Source organism: Variovorax sp. M-6 (assembly GCF_052114385.1).
Lineage (GTDB): Bacteria > Pseudomonadota > Gammaproteobacteria > Burkholderiales > Burkholderiaceae_C > Variovorax.
In genome coordinates this window covers 225666-241319 of sequence record NZ_JBFREQ010000005.1, presented here as the reverse complement: position 1 = coordinate 241319, position 15654 = coordinate 225666, and the positions used below count along the sequence as shown (strand labels likewise).

Here is a 15654-nt window from a genome sequence, read left to right as displayed (position 1 = left end):
CTCGCGCACGACCGGCAAAGTGCTTCATGACGTTCAAGAAACTCCGGATCACCGGGCCCGGGACTGCTCCCTATCAGCTCGGTCAGCCCATGTATGTGTACGACGCCTGCGTTCTCCTCGGAACGCTGGACCCCGTGCCGGTGGGCAATTCCGGCACCGAGATCCACATCGAGCATTTCACTCCGACCCGCGTCGTGCGTGAAGAGCGGCGTCACGTCGGGCGGCTGGTGTTCCTGGAGATCTGCGCGTTCATCTCGGAGCACTTCCACCAGGTGCAGGCGATCAGCTTCGCGTTCACGCGCGAGGTGGGCGTGCTGGGCGGTGGCACCCAGCAGGCGGCCGCGCGGGTCGAGACGATGGATCGCATCGGCGCCATCAACGTCCAGATCCGGCCCCGGGTGGATGCGCTGCCGGGGCAGTTCATCGTCTCCGGCGTGTGGGCCTACAGCGAATCGAGCATCGAGGCCCTGCGCGTCGTGCTCGAAGAGCAGCGCGCGCTCTATCGCGCGCAACCGATCTCCGTCGGCGTGGCGGACAAGCCCGGCGTGCGCGCCGCGCTGCGCCGGCTGATCTCGGGGCGCAAGGGCAGGTAGGGCGGCTGAGGATCGGCCCTATTGCAGGCTGATCCCTGTTTCCTTGATCACCTTGACCCAGGTGCCGATCTCGCGGGTGATGCGACGCGTCGCCTCCGCCGCGCTCTCGGTGACCACGTCGATGCCGAGCGCTTCGAAGCGCGAGCGCACCTCGGGATCGCGCAGCGCGGTGTTGAGATCGGCGTTGAGCTTGTCGACGATCGGCCCTGGCGTGCCATGCGGCGCCGCAATGCCGAAGAGGGACACGACGTCGTTGCCGAGGACCACGCCGCTCTCGCGCATCGTCGGGACCTTGGGAAGCGCCGTGACCCGGCTGGGGCCGGCCACCGCGAGTACCTTGATGCGACCGCTCTTCAGGTTGTTGATCGCGGTGGACGTGTTGACGAACATCGCCTGGATCTGTCCGCCGATGAGGTCCGTGATGCCCGGGGTCGAGCCCTTGTAGGGCACGGCCAGCATGTCGATCTTCGCGGCCCGCTTGAGCATTTCACCCGCGATGTGCTCCAGCGAACCGTTGCCGGTCGTCGCATAGGAGAAGGCGCCGGGCTTCGCCTTCGCGGCCTGGATGAATTCCTGCAGGGAGTTCACCGGCAGCGAGGCGGGCACGATCAGCAGGTTGGGCAGGCTGCCCACGATGGCCACATGCTCGAAGTCCTTGAGCAGATCGTAGCCGGCGGCCCTGCCCATGAGGCTGGCAGTGATCGCATAGGTGGTGAGCGCCGTCATCAGCACGGTGTTGCCGTCCGGCGCCGCCTTCGCCACGTACTGCGCACCGATGTTGCCCGAGAAGCCGGCCCGGTTGTCCACGATGACCGCCTGGTCGCGAATGACCGACAGGCGCTGCGCCAGCACGCGCGCCATGGCGTCCAGCGACCCGCCTGGCGGATAGGCGACGACGATGGTCATCTCCCTGGGCTGGCTGTGCGACAGGCCGGCCAGGCCGGCCAGCGGCACGGCGGCCGAGGCGAGAAGTCGGCGACGGGATAGGGAAGTCATGGCGTGGGCTCCTGGATGGATGGGCGGATCGGCGAGACACTCGCGAGCAGCGCTCCGAGTTCGCGCGCGCGGAGGTGGTCGAGGTCGGCGAGCGCGGACCACAGTGCCGTGGCGCGCTTCGGCGCCAGCGCCGTCGTGGCATAGCGCATGAACTTCTCCCTGTGGAGGGCGTCGGGCATCGGCGCGCTGGGGTGTCCGAGGGGCTTGGCCCGGCGCGCCCTGAACACCTCGGTGCCTTCGCGGACGACGCGCAGTTCGGCAAAGTCGCCGTTGCCTGCGGGGAAGTCGGCGCCTTGCGCGAGCGAGATGCTGTTCGCCAGCGCCCGCAGGCCGGGCCGGTCCAGCGCGGCGTCGGTGAAGTCGGGGAGTCCCTGCGTGCCGGCCAGCAAGGCCGTGGCGACGCAGTATTCGACGTGGAACTTGGCCTCCGCCCCCGACCGGGGCCATCGCTTGCCGCGCGCCGTCTCCAGCCGGGCGCTGATGCCGCAATGGACCGACGGCGGGACGGACGCGTCGAAGGCGCCGGCTGCGCGGGCCTCGAGCACCATGTCGATGAGCGCATGCATCAGCGAGCAGGTGGGGTATTGCTTGAAGACGATGCCGGGCGACGCCAGCTCGAAGGGCGAGCCCAGCGTGGCCAGGGCCCTGGCCGGCGACGATGTGCCGTCGTCGCAAAACAGTTGCAGGAAGCCCTCGTGCCCTTCCAGCGCCTGCGGGCTGGACGTCAGGCCACCGGCGGCGAGGCGCGCGGCGAGCACGCCGTTCTGCGCGGCGAGGCCGGCGTGCAGGGCCTTGGTCATGGTCGCGAAGTTCACGCGCAGGCCGCCCGCCATCGAAGCGGCGATGCCCAGCGCGTGGGCCGTGCGGTCGGCATCGAGCCGCAGCAGCCTGGCACTGGCCGCGGCGGCGCCGATGGTGCCCAGGGTGCAGGTGGTGTGCCAGCCGACCTGCGCGTGGCGATCGTTCACGCTGCGCCCGAGCTTGGCGGCGATCTCGACCCCGATCGCGTAGGCGGTGACGATGTCGGCACCGGCTGCGTCCGTCTCTTCCGCCAGCGCAAGCACCGCAGGCACGATCGGCGCCGAGGGGTGTCCCCGCATGGATTCGTTGGTGTCGTCGAGCGCGTGGGCGTGCGCGGCGCAGCCGTTGACCAGCGCCGCGTCACGCGCCGATGCCCGGCCCTGCCGTCCCCAGAGCGTGCTGCAACCGGCGCCTGGCGCCGCTTGCAGCGCCGCGAGTGTGACCGGTTCGCCCGCACCGGCGAGCGCGCCGCCGATGCAGTCCGCGATGGCCCGTCGTGCTTCCCGGCGGACGGAGTCGGGAAGGTCGTCGGGGCCGCTCGCCGATGCGAACTCGGCGAAGGCGCGCGTCATGCCCACTGCGTTCACGGCTTCGATGCCGGCTCGAGCCAGGACGCGATGTGTGCCTCCATCTCGTCGAGAAAGCCCTGGATCCCATGGCCCGCGGAAGGCGTCAATGCGTGAGCGACGGCCTGAAGGCTGTGCCGCGGCACGATCGCCACCCCCTCGACGCTGGCGCACACCACGTCTCCCGGATGAACGACGACGCCGCCGCAGCCCACCGGGACATTGATCTCGGCCGGCCCGAGCTTTGGCCCGGAATGGGGTGACACGGCGATGCCGTAGATCGGGAATCCGGCCGCCTCGGCTTCGCCGATGTCGCGCCAGGCGCCGTTGACGACCAGGCCCGCCAGGCCGCGCTCGTCGCGTGCGAGTTTCAGCAACTCGAAGCCGCCCATGCACCAGTGCGTGAAGCCCTGCCCGTCGACCATCAGCACGTCGCCCGGCTGCACCTTGCGGATCGCGGCCATGACGCCCAGGTTGTCACCCGGCGGGCACTTGACCGTGAAGGCCGGTCCGACCAGCGGCAGGGCAGGCGTGACGAGCGAGCGGATGGCGGGCTGGCAGGTGTACATGCGGCCCACCAGGTCGCTGATGCGTGTCACGTCGACGCCGGCCAGCGCGGCGACCAGCGCCGGGTCCGGGCGCTCGAAGTCCCGGTTGAACACAAAGGGGGGCAGGGGCTTTTTCCAGCGCCGGTCAGGAGGGATCGAGGTCATGGGAGTTGCGCGGTCGATGCACAGTTTTAGTGTGGATTGACCTGCATTCTCGACGCACGATCCCCAAGGGGAAGGGCGATATTTTCTACCTACTTGGATAGAAAATGTAGTTAAGTCCGGATCTGTTCGAGCAGCCACCCGCGCATGGCGACCACCGCCGGCGCGTTGTGCTTGGCTTCAGGGCAGACCAGGTGGTAGCCGCGCGTGCTCGGCAGGCCCTGGCGGGACAGCTGGACGATGCGGCCCTCCGCGATGCCGGGCTGCACCAGGAAGCGCGGCAGCAAGGCGGCGCCGAGGTCGGCATGCACGGCTTCCAGGATCATGTTGAAGCTGTCGAAGCGCGGCCCCTGGAAAGCGTTGGCCGGCTCGGTGTCCACCTGCCTGAACCAGTCGAGCCAGGCCGACGGGCGAGTGAACTGCTGCAGCAGGGTCGCCCGATCCAGGTCCGCGGGCGTGCGCAGCCGGTGGGTCTGCTTGTAGCGGCGGCTGCAGACCGGCACCATGTCCTCGTCCATCAGGTGCGTGGCCACGGTGCCCGACCAGGTCGGTTCGCCGTAATGAATGGCGGCGTCGAAAGCCTCGGTGGCGAAGTCGAACGGCGCGCTTCGAGACACCAGGTTCAGGTTGATCTCCGGATATCGGGCGAAGAAAGCCGGCAGTCGCGGAACCAGCCACTTGACGGCGAAGGTCGGTACGGCGGCCAGGTTCAGGATCTCCTTGTCGCCGCTGGCCATCGCCTGGCGCGTGACCTCGCCGAGTTCGTTCAGGATTCGCCGGACTTCCTCGAGGTAGCGAGCACCCGCGCTGGTGAGCAGGACGCGCTGACGGGCCCGCGCGAACAAGGCCATGCCGAGTTGAGCCTCCAGTTGTCGGACTTGCTGACTGACGGCGCCTGGGGTCAGGTGAAGTTCGTCTGCGGCGCGCCTGAAGTTCAGATGTCGCGCGGCCGATTCGAAGGCCGTGAGCGAGGCAATGGAAGGGAGGCGGGTGCGCGTCATGCGCTGCGGATTCTCTCATCCGGCCCTGGCGTGGTCGGAAGCGAGATGACTGGCCGGATGTCTCTGCCAGTACTGACCGGGCGTCATTTCTCGACTGTGGTGCTTCTCTCTATTGCGGCATGGTGGCTTGCAAGTGATCAATGGCTGCACCCGCGAGAGAAAACAAAAGGAGTCATGGCCACCTCGATGCGTTGCCGAGATGCGCAATACGTGTCGTTTCTGCGCTGTATCTCGGAACGAGAGATGAGTGTTGGCTTACTTTGGACGCGAGAGATGGTTAAGCTATACCTCCTGAATGAACGATCGGATTTAACTCATGGCTCAAACCTATCTCCAGATTCAAAAGAAGATCGAAAAACTCCAGAAGACCGCCGATGCGCTTCGCCAGAAGGAAGTGGGCGGCGTCATTGCGCGCATCAAGGTGGCGATCGAACACTATGGCTTGACCGCGCGACAACTCGGCTTGGCCGACGGGCCGGCGCAAGGCGAGGCAGCGCCCAAGTCCCGCAAGGCGAAGCCGGCCGCAAAGGCAGCGACTGGCGCGAAGTACAGCAATGGCGATGGACAGTCCTGGTCCGGACGTGGCCCGCGTCCGCGCTGGTTGCGTGAAGCGATCGCCGGTGGCAAGTCTCTCGAGGCGTTTCTTGCGGCGTCTGCTGCACCTGCCGAGTCCGTCGCGCCATCCGGCAAGGCCGTGAGAGCAGTGAAAGCAGTGAAAGTCGCGAAAGCCGCAAAGCCCAAGGCCATCAAGCGCCGGCCATCGACGGTGCTGTACCGCGACGGTGGGGGCAACTCGTGGACCGGCCGCGGCCCGCAGCCGCGATGGCTGAAGGAAGCACTGGCCGCCGGGAAGACGTTGGAAGAACTGAAGGGCTGAGCTGCGGATTCAGCCGGTCGATGCAAAAAAACTGGCTGAACATTCTTCTGCGCGGCCGGGGATTTCAGAAATCGCGCGGGCCCTGGAAGTCATTCATTTGCGGCAAAGCTCGAGCGGGGCTCACGCGCGCGACTCGTCCAAGTTACCAGCGTCGGGGCCATGATGGATTGACGACGGGCGGGCATCCGCAGACCCGAGGACACCTCGTCACTGGCGTTCACGACACCGATCTGGGGGCCACGCGGACGCCGGGGCTCACCAGCATCAGCACGCCGATCGTCGAGATCGGCGATGCAGCCGCCCTGCAGGACGGCTTCGCGAATGACTTCGCGGCTCACTTGTACCGAATGGCAGACAGAGTAATAATACGTATTACTACAGAATTGGATTGGCGGAGCTTCGACTGGCGCCGTCATCTGAAAACGAGCAACTTGCCATGCACCCCATCTACCGACCAGTCTTCGACTGCGTCACCGGCACTCGACCGGTCGTTTCCGAAGTCGCGCACAGCGCCGGTATTCCCGCCAGCCCGGGCGATACGCTGGTGCCGGGCGGCAGCAATTGGGTGTAGCCGACACCATCCACCATGGATCTGCACAGAACCTTGCCTTGAATACCGTCCCGCAGGATCCGCCATCCCCGGGGTCGCGGCCCCGCGTCCACCCCACCGTGCGCCTGGACTACGGTCTGCGCGTGCTGGGGCAGGGCTTCTTCGGCGCCGTGGCGCTCTCGGTGTTGCAGCTGCGGGCTCTGCCGGCCGGCATCCTGGTGCTGATCTGCAGCACTGCCTTGCTGTGGCCGCATCTGGCCTATCTGTTGGCGAGCCGCGCGCGCGACAGCAAGGCCGCCGAGCGGCGGAACTTGCTGGTCGACAGCTTCCTCATGGGCGCGTTCACGCTGCTGACCGGCCTCGATCTGTGGATTGGCGTGGTGTCCTTCACCGCCATCAATGCCGCCAACCTGAGCATCGGTGGGCTGCGCCTGGGCCTGATGGGCGCTGGGTGCTTCGTGCTCGGGGTCCTGGTGGCGGGGCTCAGCGCCGGCTTCGACGTGTTGCCGGTACCGCTGCTGGCGCATGCGATGACGGCGCTTGCCGTCATCACGTACACGGCCGCGTTCGGCATGGCGTCTCATTTCCGGACGCGCCAAGCCATTGGCGCCAAGCGGGAGGTTCACGCGCGCAACCAGGTCATCGAGCAACAGAAGGCGGATCTCGAGCAGGCCCGGGTGATCGCCGAGCGTGCCCGCGAGCAGGCAGAGGCCGCGAACCGCACCAAGAGCAGCTTCCTGGCCAACATGAGTCACGAGTTGCGCACGCCGCTCAATGCCGTGATCGGCTATACCGAGATGCTGGAGGAAGACTTCGCGGACCGCGGCGAACTCGACACCTCGCTCGCCGACCTGGGCCGTATCAAGGGTGCTGCGCGGCACCTGCTGCAAATGATCAACGATGTGCTCGATCTCTCGAAGATCGAAGCGGACAAGATCGAATTGCACGTCGAGCCCTTCGAACTGGCCGAATTGCTGGACCAGGTGGTCTCGACCACGCAACCCCTGCTGGCGGTCAACCGCAATAGCCTGCAGGTGCATTGCGCGCAGGAGTTGGGCCTGGTGCAATCCGACATGACGAAGCTGCGACAGGTGCTGATCAACCTGGTCTCGAATGCGGCCAAGTTCACCAGCAATGGCAGCATCTCGATCAAGACCAGCGGCGGACTCGACGCCGGCGGCCACCCGATCGTGGTGTTCGAGGTCAGCGACACCGGTATCGGCATGACTTCTGAGCAACTGGGGCGGCTGTTCCAGCCCTTCGTGCAGGCGGACGCCGAGACGACGCGAAAGTACGGCGGCACGGGCCTTGGTTTGGCCATCAGCCGCCGTCTGTGCCGCCTGCTGGGCGGCGACGTGACCGCCATCAGCACGCTCGGCGAGGGCAGTCAGTTTCGCGCGGCGGTGCGCGCGCAGTTACCCGTGGTCAGGAACGCAGCCGCGGATTGACATGGCAAGATCCTGCTGGTCGAGGACAACGCGCTCAACCCGGACATGCTGCTGCGGCGCCTGCGGGCCGACCGAACTTCAGCGCCTGCCGGGAAGATCGAAGAACTGATATGACCACGCGGCCCGGCATGCCTGCGGCGACGGGCGTCGATTCCACACCCGATTCACTGCGCGCGGCCAACGGCGCTTCGGCCGCGCCGCGACGCCTCTACGGCGGGGTGCGCGTGAACTACCCGGTGCGTGTCGGCGCCCATTTGGCCGCCGGCCTGTTGCTCGGCTCGGTCTTTGTCATGAAGCCGCCGATCGCGCTGTGGGGGGCGGTGGTGGTCATGTTGACGTGGCCGCATCTCGCCTACAGGCTGAGCTGTCGCGCCAGCGATAGCAGGCGCAGCGAGATGCGCGCCTTGCTGGTCGACTCTTTTCTGATCGGAGGCTACGGCGGCCTCTCGGGTCTCAACCCGTGGATCATCGTCGCCCTGGGGGGCGCCATGCACGCATCGAACCTCGGTTCAGGCGGGGCGCGCCACGCGTTGCGCGGCCTCGTGGCGATGGCGATCGGCATCGTGGCCGGCGCCGCCGCGACGGGTTTCGAGGTCCGTCCGGACACCTCCTTGCTGACCATTGCGTTGTCGGCCGTGGCCGCGACGCTCTACCTGTCGCTCTTCGGCCATGCGATTCACGCCGAATCGCTGCGCACCGCCAGGACGCGCGACGCATTGCAGGAGCGCAATCGCGAGATCGAAGCCCAGGCCATTCACCTCGAGCAGGCGCGACAGGAGGCAGAGCTGGCCAACAAGGCCAAGAGCGCCTTTCTGGCGAACATGAGCCATGAGCTGCGAACACCGCTCAACGCCGTGATCGGCTACGCCGAGTTGCTCGAAGAAGAACTGGCCGGCAGCACGCCCCCGGCGGCCCGCGCCGACCTGGGCCGCATCAAGCATGCGGCGAAGGATTTGCTGTCGACGATCAACGCCGTGCTCGACCTGGCTCGGCTTGACGCCCACAAGATCCAGCTCAACCTCGAGGACTGCGACCTGCGCGGCCTGCTGTCGTCGGTCGAGGCCGCCGCGCAGCCATTGCTGGCCGCCAACGGAAATCGCATGCAGGTCGACATGCAAACGGGCCTGGCCCTTATCCATGTGGATGCGCTGCGCCTGCGACAGGTGCTGATCGCGCTGGTGTCCAACGCGGCCAAGTTCACGGACCATGGACACGTGCGGCTGCGCGCGTTCACGCGCGAGCGACGACCCGGCATGCTGCAAGTGCGGTTCGATGTCGAAGACACCGGCATCGGCCTGAGCAGCGCGGAGATCGGAAGGCTGTTTCAACCCTTCCTGCAGACCGACGAGGGCACTACGCGTGCCTTCGGCGGCAGCGGCCTGGGTTTGGCGATCGGCCGCCGCCTGTGCCGCCTGATGGGCGGGGACATCGAGGTGGCCAGTACGCCCGGCGCCGGCTCGCGCTTCACCGTCTGGCTGCCCCAGCCGGTCCCTTCGCAACGGCCCGAGACGTCTTCCGATGCCGCGCCCGGGCCACCGCCACCGGGCGCACCCTCGGAACGCAGGGCATGAGGGACCGGCGCACTCCGCGCGCCGGCGCGATGGATCGCATCGCATGCGGCGCCGAACTCGCCAACCTGCCGGCGCTGCTGGCGCTGGTCGCCGCCACGTGCCGGCGCGAGCAGATCGACGACCCGACGTGCGACGACCTTCAGCTCATCGTCGAGGAGGCCTGCGTCAACGTCATGCACCATGCCTATCCTGCAGGGCAGGGCGGCCCGCTGACGCTGGAGGTTCGCATCGTGGATCACGGCGGTCCACGCCGCATCGTGTTGACGCTCGAAGACCGGGGCAGGCCATTCGACCCGCTGTCGGCGGCACCCGTGGACGTCACCGCCGCGATCGAGGCGCGCGCGCCGGGCGGCTTGGGCGTGCACCTGATCCGACAACTCTCCGACCGCCAGCACTACCAGCGCCACCCACTCCGCGGCAACGTCTTCACCATGGAAAAATACCTGGTCCTGCCGTCAGTCCAGCTCGCGGCCCGTCCGATCCTTGATCCAGATCAGCGCCAGCGACGAGACGACCAGGATGGCGATCAGATAGAGCGCCGGTGACAGCTTGCTGCCGGTGTTCTCGATCAGCCAGGTTGCGACGAGCTGCTGGAAGCCGCCGAACACGACCGAGACGCCGACGACGAACGACATGCCGGTGACGCGCACCTTCTGCGGGAACATCTCCGGGAACAGCGTCAACGACGGGCAGTTCATGAACGCGAGCAGCAGCGACAGGCCGGCGACCGCGATCAGCAGCGTCGACTGCGTCGGCGAGGCGATCAGCCACAGGAACGCCGGATAGATCAGCACCAGCATGCCGATGCGGCCGATGATCACCAGCACCTTGCGGTTGTACATGTCGGCGCACCGGCCAAGGAACGGACTGACGGCGAAGCTCAGCGCGCCCGAGACGAGCGCGGCGAGCAGCGCGGTCGTCGGCGGCAGGTGCAGTTCGCGGATCGCGTAGATCGGCATGTAGAACGTGACCGTATAGGCCGCGACCGCATTGCCGATGCTCAGCAGCGAGCCGAGCCGGATCTCGCTGCCATGGTTCTTCAGCACCATCGCAATCGCGCCGTGCGAGCCGTCCTTGTGCTGCAGCGTCTCGCCGAGGTGGCGGCGCAAGTAGGCGCCGACCGGCGCGATCAACGCGCCGAGCAGGAACGGCACGCGCCACCCCCAGCTCTCGAGCGCAGCCGAATCCAGACTCGCCGTCAGCAGCAACGCGACCGCCGCGCCGACCGCGATACCCAGCCCCTGGCTGGCGAATTCCCAGCTGCCGAAGAAGCCGCGGTTGCGCGTGTCGGCCTGCTCGATCAGCACCGTCGCCGACGCGCCGACTTCGCCGCCGGCCGAGATGCCCTGGATCAGGCGCGCCAGCACCAGCATCGTCGGGCCGATCAGCCCGGCCTGTGCGTAGGTCGGCGCAAGGCCGATCATCAGACAGCCTACCGCCATCAGGTTGATCGTCAGCACCATCGCGGCGCGGCGCCCGACCCGGTCGGCGAACGCGCCGATCAGCACGCCGCCGACCGGCCGCATCACGAAGCCGACCCCGAAGGTCGCGACCGACAGCATCAGTTGCCCATAGGCGCTCGCGCTCGGAAAGAACAGCTTGCCGATCGTGATCGCGAAGAACCCGTAGACCGTGAAATCGAAGAACTCGAGCGCGTTGCCGACGGTCGTCGCCGCGATGATCTTGCGCCGACTCGGCGCCGTCCGCGTCGCCGACAGCGCGGAGGAGGGAGCGTCGGGCATGGGTACGGCTGTCATGGATTCGTCTCGCTGTGTGGGCGGCAGAACGGCGTCTGACTTTGTTGCAATGCGGACCTGCGCAGCAATATAATACGTATTATGTATCGGCTCAAGCCCGCGAGACCCCGCGTTCCCGTCACCTTTGCGGGTCCTGGTGGCGGGAACGCGGCAGCAACTATAGTCGTCGCTGATGACAAAGAAATCGAAGGTTGCAGCACGCACAGGGGGCGCCGCACCGGACCCTATCGACAAGAAGCCGCGAGCGCCGCTTCGCCGGCCGACGCAGCGCGACATCGCGCAGGCCACCGGCCTGTCGCAGACCGCGGTCTCGCTGGTGCTGCGCCATGGCGACGTGCCTGCGGTCTCGGCGGATGCCCGCGAGCGCATTCTGGAGACCGCGCAGCGCCTCGGCTATGTGCCGAACCGCGTCGCGCAGAATTTGCAGTCGACCCGCTCGCACACGCTCGCGTGCATCGTCCCGGACATCACGAACCCCACCTATCCGGCGCTGGTGCGCGGCTTCCAGGCGGTGTCCGCGGCGGCCGGCTACGACGTGATGATCTTCGACACCGATGGCAACCTGGAGCGCGAGCGCCAGGCGGTGCGCTGGCTGCTGCAGGGCCATGTCGACGGCGTGATCGCGTCGTTTTTCCATATGACCGAGGCAGACCTGGCCGGCCTGGTCAAGCGCGGCACCGCGCTCGTGCTGCTCGGGGGGCAGGTGCGCAAGGCCTCGACGCCGATCGACAGGCTCTTCATCGACAACGCGGGCGCGGCCCGGGCCATGACGCAGGCGCTGATCACCAAGGGGCACCGGCATATCGCGATGATCTCGCCCCCGCTCGGGCCGGGCGCGGAGCGGCGCCGTGGCTATCGCGGCGCCATGAAGGATGCGGGGCTGCGCACGATCGAGATCCCGGCCGACGACTTCGTGCAGGATGCCGGCGCGCGCGCCATGGCGGCGTTCCTCGCGCAGCGGCCGCTCTGCAGCGCGGTGTTCGCGGCCAACGACCTGCTCGCGATCGGCGCGATGGCGGCGATCCGCGCCGCCGGTCTGCGCATCCCGGACAACATCGCGGTGGCTGGTTTCGACGACATTCCGGCCGCGGCGCTGATGTACCCGGCGTTGACGACGGTGCACCGCGGCGAGACGGCGATGGGCCGCCGGGCCGCCGAAATGTTGATTGCCCAACTCGACGCGAACGGCGCCGAGCGCCCGGGCCGCAACATCGAGATGCCCTACCAGCTGGTGATGCGCGACTCGACCTGAGCTGCCGCTCGCCCGGCCGGCCGACCCGCCCCATCGGAAGCGGGGCAGTACCGCCATGAGACAAGCCGGGCGGCTTCCCCACGACTATGCCGAACGCGTCTACAGCGGCGTGCTCGGCAAGCTGATCGGCGTCTACCTCGGGCGGCCGTTCGAAGGCTGGTCCTATGAAGACATCGCGGCAAAGCTCGGCGACATCCGCTACTACGTCCACGACCGCGAGGGCGTGGCGCTGCGCAACAACCTGCTGGTCGTCACCGACGACGACATCGCCGGCACCTTCGTGTTCGCGCGTGCACTCGGGGACTACGGCTACACGCCCGAGCTGAGCGCGCGGCAGGTCGGCCAGACCTGGCTCAACTACGTCGTCAAGGAGCGCTCGGTGCTGTGGTGGGGCGGCCCGGGCAACTCGACCGAGCACACCGCGTTCATGCGCCTGGACTCCGGCGTGCCGGCGCCGGAGAGCGGTTCGATCGCGATGAACGGCCAGGCCGCGGCCGAGCAGATCGGCGCGCAGATCTTCATCGACGGCTGGGCGATGGCTGCGCCGGGCAACCCGGCGCTCGCCGCCAGGCTTGCCGGCGAGGCGGCGCGCGTCAGCCACGACGGCGTCGCGGTTCATGCGGCGCAGCTGATCGCGGCCATGGAGGCGCAGGCCTTCGTCGAGCGAGACATGGACACGCTGATCGACACCGGCCTGGCTGCGATCCCCGCCGAGTCGACCCTCCGCAAAGTGATCGACGACGTGCGCCGCTGGCACGCGCAGGACGCTGCCAAGGACTGGCGATCGACGCGCGAGCGCATCGCCGCGCAATACGGCTACGACCGCTTCGACGGGCTGTGCCATGTCGTGCCCAACCATGCATTGATCATCCTGTCGCTGCTCTACGGCCAGCACAGCTTCGACGAGGCGCTGTCGATCTCGTGTACCGCCGGCTGGGACACCGACTGCAACGCCGGCAACGTCGGCTGCCTGATGGGCATCCGCGGTGGCCTGGCCGGCATCGACAGCGGCGCCGACTGGCGCGGACCGGTCGCCGACCGGATGTACCTGTCCGCCGGAGACGGCGGCGGCGCGATCACCGACGCGGTCCAGGAAAGCTGGCGCCTGATCGACGCCGGCTACCGCCTCGCCGGCGCCAGCGCCCCCGTCCGGCCCAAGGCCGGCGCGCGCTTCAGCTTCGCGTTTCCTGGCAGCGTGCAGGGCTTTCATGTCAGCGCCGGCGACCCGAGCCTCGTGCACCCGCTGACGCTGCACAACGTCGCGGTCGACGGCGGCCGTGCGCTCGAGGTGCGCTACGCCGCGCTGAGCGAGGGCCGTGTGGCGCGCATCGGCACGCCGACCTTCATCCACCCCGAGGTGTTCGGCATGCCGGCCTACGAACTGGTGGCGTGCCCGACGCTGTACCCGGGCCAGCACCTGCGCGCCAGCGTCTCGGCACCGACCGACAACACTGCGCCGGTACGGGTCGCGTTGAGCCTGGGCCACTACGACGCCCATGACCGGGTCGTGAAGATTGCCGGTCCGGGCGTGCTGCTTCAACCTGGCGGACAGGCTGAACTGCGCTGGACCGTGCCCGACCTGAAGGGGCTGCCGACCTACGACATCGGCCTGGAGCTGCAATCGCCCGCAGCGCGCGCTGACGGCCGCGTGCTGCTGCACGCACTCGACTGGAAGGGCGCCCCGGAGCTGGTGTTGCGCCGCCCCGAAGGCCCGGGCCGGATGTGGTTCAAGGCCTGGGCCGACGCGGCAACGCACTTCACGTTCAGCCCGCGCTGGGAGGCGTTCCGGCTGTCGCAGTCGCACGGCGTCGGCATGGTCGTACAGGGCACGCGCGACTGGCACGACTACGCGGTCGAGTCGACCGTGACGCCGCATCTGGGCCGCAGCTGGGGCCTGGTCGCACGCGTCCAGGGATTGAGGCGCTGGTACGGGCTGGTGTTCGACCGCAGCGTCGGCACCGGAAGCGCCGACGGCGATCGCGTCAGCCTGGTGCGGATGCGCGACACGCCGCAGACGCTCGCAAGCGCGCCGTTCGCGTGGCGCGCCGCGCGCGCCTGCAAGCTCAGGATCGAGGTGCAAGGCTCGGCGCTGCGCGCCTGGGTCGACGAGAGCCTGCTGTTCTCGGTCAGCGATGCCGGCCCCGAGGCGCTGGACGCCGGCGGCATCGGCCTGATGTGCGACACGGGCTCGTTGTCGACCGACGAGATCGTCGTCCGGCGGCTCTGACCCGCCACGACGTCCTCACCATCGAAAAAGTACCTGGTGCCGCCCGCGCCCCACCGACCCCTGGAGAAAGCTCATGCAGATCGACATCACCCAACACGACACGATCTTCGTCCTGGCCATCACGGGAAGCGTAGACAGCTTCAACGCCGACGCATTGACCCAACGCTTTGCGGAGTCGATTTCCGAGGGCAACGTACGTCTGGTGGCCGATTTCTCGCTGGTGAACTACACCAGCAGCGCCGGCCTGAGATCCCTGCTCGGCACAGTCAAGAGTTGTCGCGTCGCCGGTGGCGACCTGCGTGTGGCTGCGTTGCAGCCTCAGGTCCAGCGGGTGCTCGAGATCTCCGGCTTCACCAGCATTCTCAACATCTTCCCCGACGTGCGCCACGCGGTGGAGAGCTTCACGGAGGCCGCATGAGGCAAACGCCGGTTCAGGGGCCTGCGGTCACGCTGGTGATCGGCTCGGGCAGCGTCAAGTGCGCTGCGGCCATCGGCGTGGTCAAGGCGCTCACCGACGGCGGCATAGGCATCGATCGCGTGGTCGGCTGCAGCGGCGGCGCCCTGTTCGCGGCCGGGGTGGCCCTTGGCTTCGACGCCGACAGGATGACGGACATCACCCTGCGTACGTGGACCCGCAAGATGACCTCCAAGCGCAACAACATGGGCTTCCTGCGCCTGCTGGCACCCAGGCTCTTCGGTTTTCGGCCGGACAATTTCGGCTTGCGTGACGATGGTCCGATGCTCGCGGCCTTTCGCGACGTCTTCGGGCAACAGCGCATCGAGGACACGCCGATTCCGCTCCACATCACGGCCACCGACTTCCTGAATGGCGAACTGGTCGACATCAGCCGCGGCGACCTGGTCGACGCGATTCGCGCCAGCGTCTCGCTGCCCCTGGCGTTTCAGCCCGTGAAGCTGGGCGGCCGGCTTCTGATCGATGGCTATCTGGCCGACCCGCTGCCGATCAGCGTGGCGATGAAGAACGGCAGCCGCGTGATCGTCGCGGTGGGCTTCGAGAGCCCGTACCAGGAAAACATCCGCAGCGCAGGACGCTTTGCGGCCCAGCTCAGTGCGATCCTCGCGAACAACCTGCTCAAGTCGCGGTTGGCCTTTCAGAGCGCGGCGCACCACTCCGAGGTGATCCTGATCCTGCCGCAGTTCAAGCAGCGCGTGCGCCTGTTCGACACCGACAAGGTGCCCCACATCATCGAAGAGGGCGAGCAAGCCGCCTTGCAGCAACTGCCCTACCTCCACGCGCTGCTCGATGCAAATCGCAAATGCCTTGAATCCGTCGCAGCCTGAGGG

15 protein-coding genes are annotated in these 15654 nt (G+C 67.8%); 10 read left to right on the top strand and 5 right to left on the bottom strand.

The features are described 5' to 3' along the window. Positions 1-26 precede the first annotated feature (26 nt). Positions 27-593 carry a hypothetical protein gene (locus tag AB4Z46_RS08510; protein ID WP_442283042.1) on the top strand — a complete coding sequence of 189 codons (567 nt, stop codon included), beginning with the start codon at positions 27-29 and terminating at the stop codon, positions 591-593. An 18-nt stretch (positions 594-611) separates the two neighbouring features. Here the strand turns inward: AB4Z46_RS08510 and AB4Z46_RS08505 are convergent, their stop codons facing one another. From AB4Z46_RS08505 to gcvA, 4 genes are all read right to left on the bottom strand, one after another. Beyond that, entirely contained in the window at positions 612-1589 is a 978-nt protein-coding gene (locus tag AB4Z46_RS08505; RefSeq protein WP_442283041.1) for a Bug family tripartite tricarboxylate transporter substrate binding protein, read from the bottom strand. Beyond that, the gene (locus tag AB4Z46_RS08500; protein ID WP_442283040.1) at positions 1586-2962 is read right to left on the bottom strand and encodes an MmgE/PrpD family protein; all 1377 of its coding nucleotides are present in this window, start codon (positions 2960-2962) and stop codon (positions 1586-1588) included. The genes AB4Z46_RS08505 and AB4Z46_RS08500 overlap by 4 nt, the downstream gene beginning before the upstream one ends. Positions 2963-2973: 11 nt before the next feature. Then, on the bottom strand, positions 2974-3669 hold the full coding sequence (locus AB4Z46_RS08495; RefSeq protein WP_442283039.1) for an RraA family protein: 696 nt from the start codon (positions 3667-3669) through the stop codon (positions 2974-2976). Between the two features lie 110 nt (positions 3670-3779). After that, on the bottom strand, positions 3780-4667 hold the full coding sequence (gene gcvA, locus AB4Z46_RS08490; protein WP_442283038.1) for a transcriptional regulator GcvA: 888 nt from the start codon (positions 4665-4667) through the stop codon (positions 3780-3782). A gap of 316 nt (positions 4668-4983) precedes the next feature. On the opposite strand from gcvA, the gene AB4Z46_RS08485 reads away from it, so the two are divergent. The 5 genes from AB4Z46_RS08485 (at position 4984) to AB4Z46_RS08465 (ending at position 9658) form a co-directional block, all read left to right on the top strand. Further along, the gene (locus AB4Z46_RS08485; protein WP_442283037.1) at positions 4984-5544 is read left to right on the top strand and encodes an H-NS family nucleoid-associated regulatory protein; all 561 of its coding nucleotides are present in this window, start codon (positions 4984-4986) and stop codon (positions 5542-5544) included. A gap of 436 nt (positions 5545-5980) precedes the next feature. After that, the gene (locus AB4Z46_RS08480) at positions 5981-6115 is read left to right on the top strand and encodes a hypothetical protein (protein ID WP_442283036.1); all 135 of its coding nucleotides are present in this window, start codon (positions 5981-5983) and stop codon (positions 6113-6115) included. 98 nt (positions 6116-6213) lie between these two features. Next, positions 6214-7542, top strand: a complete 1329-nt coding sequence (locus AB4Z46_RS08475) for an ATP-binding protein (protein ID WP_442283035.1) — start codon at positions 6214-6216, stop codon at positions 7540-7542. 110 nt (positions 7543-7652) lie between these two features. After that, a complete protein-coding gene (locus tag AB4Z46_RS08470; protein WP_442283034.1) occupies positions 7653-9113 on the top strand; it encodes an ATP-binding protein in 1461 nt (486 codons plus the stop codon). 29 nt (positions 9114-9142) lie between these two features. Further along, positions 9143-9658 carry an ATP-binding protein gene (locus AB4Z46_RS08465; RefSeq protein WP_442283033.1) on the top strand — a complete coding sequence of 172 codons (516 nt, stop codon included), beginning with the start codon at positions 9143-9145 and terminating at the stop codon, positions 9656-9658. Here AB4Z46_RS08465 and AB4Z46_RS08460 read toward each other — a convergent pair. Further along, positions 9569-10870, bottom strand: a complete 1302-nt coding sequence (locus AB4Z46_RS08460) for an MFS transporter (RefSeq protein ID WP_442283032.1) — start codon at positions 10868-10870, stop codon at positions 9569-9571. The two genes, AB4Z46_RS08465 and AB4Z46_RS08460, sit on opposite strands and share 90 nt — an antisense overlap. A 172-nt stretch (positions 10871-11042) precedes the next feature. Here AB4Z46_RS08460 and AB4Z46_RS08455 point away from each other — a divergent pair, with 172 nt between their 5' ends. The 4 genes from AB4Z46_RS08455 (at position 11043) to AB4Z46_RS08440 (ending at position 15651) form a co-directional block, all read left to right on the top strand. Then, complete coding sequence (locus AB4Z46_RS08455) at positions 11043-12122, top strand: LacI family DNA-binding transcriptional regulator (RefSeq protein WP_442283031.1); 1080 nt, start codon at positions 11043-11045, stop codon at positions 12120-12122. Between the two features lie 55 nt (positions 12123-12177). Beyond that, the gene (locus AB4Z46_RS08450; protein ID WP_442283030.1) at positions 12178-14349 is read left to right on the top strand and encodes an ADP-ribosylglycohydrolase family protein; all 2172 of its coding nucleotides are present in this window, start codon (positions 12178-12180) and stop codon (positions 14347-14349) included. Between the two features lie 73 nt (positions 14350-14422). Continuing rightward, entirely contained in the window at positions 14423-14767 is a 345-nt protein-coding gene (locus AB4Z46_RS08445; protein WP_442283029.1) for an STAS domain-containing protein, read from the top strand. Further along, on the top strand, positions 14764-15651 hold the full coding sequence (locus AB4Z46_RS08440) for a patatin-like phospholipase family protein (RefSeq protein ID WP_442283028.1): 888 nt from the start codon (positions 14764-14766) through the stop codon (positions 15649-15651). The genes AB4Z46_RS08445 and AB4Z46_RS08440 overlap by 4 nt, the downstream gene beginning before the upstream one ends. Positions 15652-15654: the final 3 nt, after the last annotated feature.

Bases quoted from the DNA above. Each gene is read 5' to 3' on its own strand.
- AB4Z46_RS08505 (WP_442283041.1), bottom strand. From the start codon at position 1,589: ATGACTTCCCTATCCCGTCGCCGACTTCTCGCCTCGGCCGCCGTGCCG.
- AB4Z46_RS08460 (WP_442283032.1), bottom strand. From the start codon at position 10,870: ATGACAGCCGTACCCATGCCCGACGCTCCCTCCTCCGCGCTGTCGGCG.
- AB4Z46_RS08500 (WP_442283040.1), bottom strand. From the start codon at position 2,962: ATGACGCGCGCCTTCGCCGAGTTCGCATCGGCGAGCGGCCCCGACGAC.
- AB4Z46_RS08450 (WP_442283030.1), top strand. From the start codon at position 12,178: ATGAGACAAGCCGGGCGGCTTCCCCACGACTATGCCGAACGCGTCTAC.
- AB4Z46_RS08440 (WP_442283028.1), top strand. From the start codon at position 14,764: ATGAGGCAAACGCCGGTTCAGGGGCCTGCGGTCACGCTGGTGATCGGC.
- gcvA (WP_442283038.1), bottom strand. From the start codon at position 4,667: ATGACGCGCACCCGCCTCCCTTCCATTGCCTCGCTCACGGCCTTCGAA.
- AB4Z46_RS08445 (WP_442283029.1), top strand. From the start codon at position 14,423: ATGCAGATCGACATCACCCAACACGACACGATCTTCGTCCTGGCCATC.
- AB4Z46_RS08480 (WP_442283036.1), top strand. From the start codon at position 5,981: ATGCACCCCATCTACCGACCAGTCTTCGACTGCGTCACCGGCACTCGA.
- AB4Z46_RS08470 (WP_442283034.1), top strand. From the start codon at position 7,653: ATGACCACGCGGCCCGGCATGCCTGCGGCGACGGGCGTCGATTCCACA.
- AB4Z46_RS08510 (WP_442283042.1), top strand. From the start codon at position 27: ATGACGTTCAAGAAACTCCGGATCACCGGGCCCGGGACTGCTCCCTAT.
- AB4Z46_RS08495 (WP_442283039.1), bottom strand. From the start codon at position 3,669: ATGACCTCGATCCCTCCTGACCGGCGCTGGAAAAAGCCCCTGCCCCCC.
- AB4Z46_RS08465 (WP_442283033.1), top strand. From the start codon at position 9,143: ATGGATCGCATCGCATGCGGCGCCGAACTCGCCAACCTGCCGGCGCTG.
- AB4Z46_RS08455 (WP_442283031.1), top strand. From the start codon at position 11,043: ATGACAAAGAAATCGAAGGTTGCAGCACGCACAGGGGGCGCCGCACCG.
- AB4Z46_RS08485 (WP_442283037.1), top strand. From the start codon at position 4,984: ATGGCTCAAACCTATCTCCAGATTCAAAAGAAGATCGAAAAACTCCAG.